5 protein-coding genes are annotated in these 2107 nt (G+C 50.1%); 2 read left to right on the forward strand and 3 right to left on the reverse strand.

All coding sequences use genetic code 11. The features are described 5' to 3' along the window. On the reverse strand, positions 1 to 410 hold a 410-nt coding region (locus GEU01_RS21075), incomplete at its 3' end, for an IS5 family transposase (protein ID WP_042711013.1). Positions 411 to 493: 83 nt separating this feature from the next. Between GEU01_RS21075 and GEU01_RS27170 the strand changes: the two genes are divergently transcribed. Together GEU01_RS27170 and GEU01_RS26055 are read left to right on the forward strand one after the other, a co-directional pair. Continuing rightward, positions 494 to 757: a hypothetical protein gene (locus tag GEU01_RS27170; protein WP_232272654.1), complete on the forward strand. Its 264-nt coding sequence runs from the start codon at positions 494 to 496 to the stop codon at positions 755 to 757. A gap of 280 nt (positions 758 to 1037) precedes the next feature. Further along, a complete protein-coding gene (locus GEU01_RS26055) occupies positions 1038 to 1481 on the forward strand; it encodes a hypothetical protein (protein ID WP_157212917.1) in 444 nt (147 codons plus the stop codon). Between the two features lie 45 nt (positions 1482 to 1526). On the opposite strand, the gene GEU01_RS21085 is transcribed toward GEU01_RS26055, so the two are convergent. Beyond that, positions 1527 to 1736 carry a hypothetical protein gene (locus GEU01_RS21085; RefSeq protein ID WP_019087588.1) on the reverse strand — a complete coding sequence of 70 codons (210 nt, stop codon included), beginning with the start codon at positions 1734 to 1736 and terminating at the stop codon, positions 1527 to 1529. A gap of 59 nt (positions 1737 to 1795) precedes the next feature. Next, positions 1796 to 2107 (reverse strand): phage antirepressor KilAC domain-containing protein (locus tag GEU01_RS21090; RefSeq protein ID WP_019087589.1); only part of this gene is annotated, 312 nt, incomplete at its 5' end.

Consider the following 2107-nt stretch of genomic DNA (forward strand, 5'->3'; position numbering starts at 1 on the left):
CCCGCGTCATAGCCCGAAAGCCCGCCGCTTTCCGTGGTTTTTACCGACTGGCTATCAATCACGCCCGCGCTTGGAGAGGCTTCACGCCCCTCAATCTCGCGCAGGCTCATGACCAGGACCGTATTCATGACTTCGAACAATCCGGCATCACGCCAGGCGTAAAAATAGCGCCTGACGGTCGAGACCGGCGGAAAGCATTTCGGCAGCAAACGCCACGCACACCCGGCCGAGGCTATGTAGAGCATCGCGTTGACCACCTCGCGCATATCCGTCGTGCGGGGACGACCACCACGTTTCGCCGGGGGTATAAATGGCACGATCAAAGCCCATTCCCCGTCCATCATATCCGATGGATATCGCAGTCCTTCCCGGCTATGTTCACGTCGGGCAATACCAGTCCATGTCACCATTCACTCCATCTCTTCGTAAAGACGGATGAATCACAACAGGCTGGTATTGTTCAAAAACTTTCGGATCGGGCTCTAAGATCCCCGTGCGTCCTGAGTTGGTATCAATTCAGAAAGTCAAGAAAGAACCTGAAAATTCACCGCCATTTCGTGCGTATGAGGTGATATTCAGAATATACCCCTATGACATCACCATACCGATATATATCAGGAAAATGGATATCAAGCCGGAGAACATCGTTCCTTTAGCCGAAAGCTACATGGCAACACAGCTTGCGCAAGCAGCGGAAGCAACATCCGGCCTGATACTTAATGAAGATGGGATCAGCAATCTTCGCCAGTCGGAATAAATAGGCAGCCGCACCTGTCGTCATCCACGCAGATGCCATCCGTTTTTTTATGACCCTCTCGCCTGATCTCACGAAGATCCTTGGCGGCCTGGCCCAGGCAACGTGCCGCCACAGCTACGCCAACGGTTGTAGCCAGCAACATAACGGACTGTGCAGCCAGTAGCGCAGCTTGTGTGGACATCCTAATCTCCTGCCAAAGCGGTAATATAATACCACATCGGCAGGTTGTCCATTTTGGACAGAGACGACCATATATGCAGCCATCAGTTGTGTTTTCAGCATGGGGAGAGAATCGAAAGGATTCCATATATCATTGCATGGGGAATTGTCCCTTAACATCAGACATATATGGATAAATATTTTGGTATATAAATATTATGTAAATGCAAATGCCGCAAAAAATCCGAATGATAATATTCCGGATTATGGGGACTATTGCATAACAGGGGCGAAGCATAGAAACAAAGATAATCACTGCTCTTCCAGTTTTCATTTATGGAAACTAATTAGAAAAGAAATAAATTATAAAATTATACGTGTGTGGGAAGATAATGGCTTAAAGTCGTCAAGAGACATACTTGATATAATGATAAATAATGATCAGAAATTGTATTCTGCGAAAGAGTTAACTGCAACCATTGAAACGGGAGAGAAAATAGAAGTTGAATTTAGGATTGCGCACAATGGATCTAAATACAAAATAAGCGATATGCCTGAAACATAAGGCAGTAGATACAAAAGGGCCGCCCACCCGGAGCGGCCCCGTTTCCTACGCGATCAACTCACGCTCCTTCACCTTCTCCGACCTCAACGGCACAACCCGCCGCCTCTGCAACCAATTCTGCCGTGCCTGCTCGACGTAGGGGCGGATGCCCCGGCGTTTCTGGATTTCCAGACTGCGCCAATTAGCCTGCATGAACGCCTCGGTATTCCGGGGTTCGTTCGCCACGACACGGTTCCAGTCATCGCATTCAGCCATCCAGATCAGCAGTTCTTCGTCAGATGGCAGGTGGCCGCTGACCGGGAGACCGGCGTGGATTACGCCGGTTCTGTCTCCCGCTTCTTGGCGAAAGGGCGCATGGCATCCTCGACAACTGGATCAAGCTTTGCACCCGGCACGATCTGGGCAAACTTCAGCAAGCCCTTGGTCGTGATGCGAATGGTATTTCCAAGATGCTCCTCGCCGTTATTGTCGGTGTATGGATGCGCCTTGTTCCGCATGTATCCGGCATCAATCCTGTCCTGATAGGCCAGCTTTACCTTGCCGCGTGCATAGCGCCAGCGGTTGGTATCAAGGAACTTGGTAAACACGCCGGGCTTTACCTGGATCATTTTTGCCACTTCGTGCTG

The organism is Komagataeibacter europaeus LMG 18890, assembly GCF_000285295.1.
Lineage (GTDB): Bacteria > Pseudomonadota > Alphaproteobacteria > Acetobacterales > Acetobacteraceae > Komagataeibacter > Komagataeibacter europaeus.

Coding starts and splice junctions, on each gene's coding strand:
- GEU01_RS26055 (WP_157212917.1), top strand. CDS start 1,038: ATGGGGAGAGAATCGAAAGGATTCCATATATCATTGCATGGGGAATTG.
- GEU01_RS21085 (WP_019087588.1), bottom strand. CDS start 1,736: ATGGCTGAATGCGATGACTGGAACCGTGTCGTGGCGAACGAACCCCGG.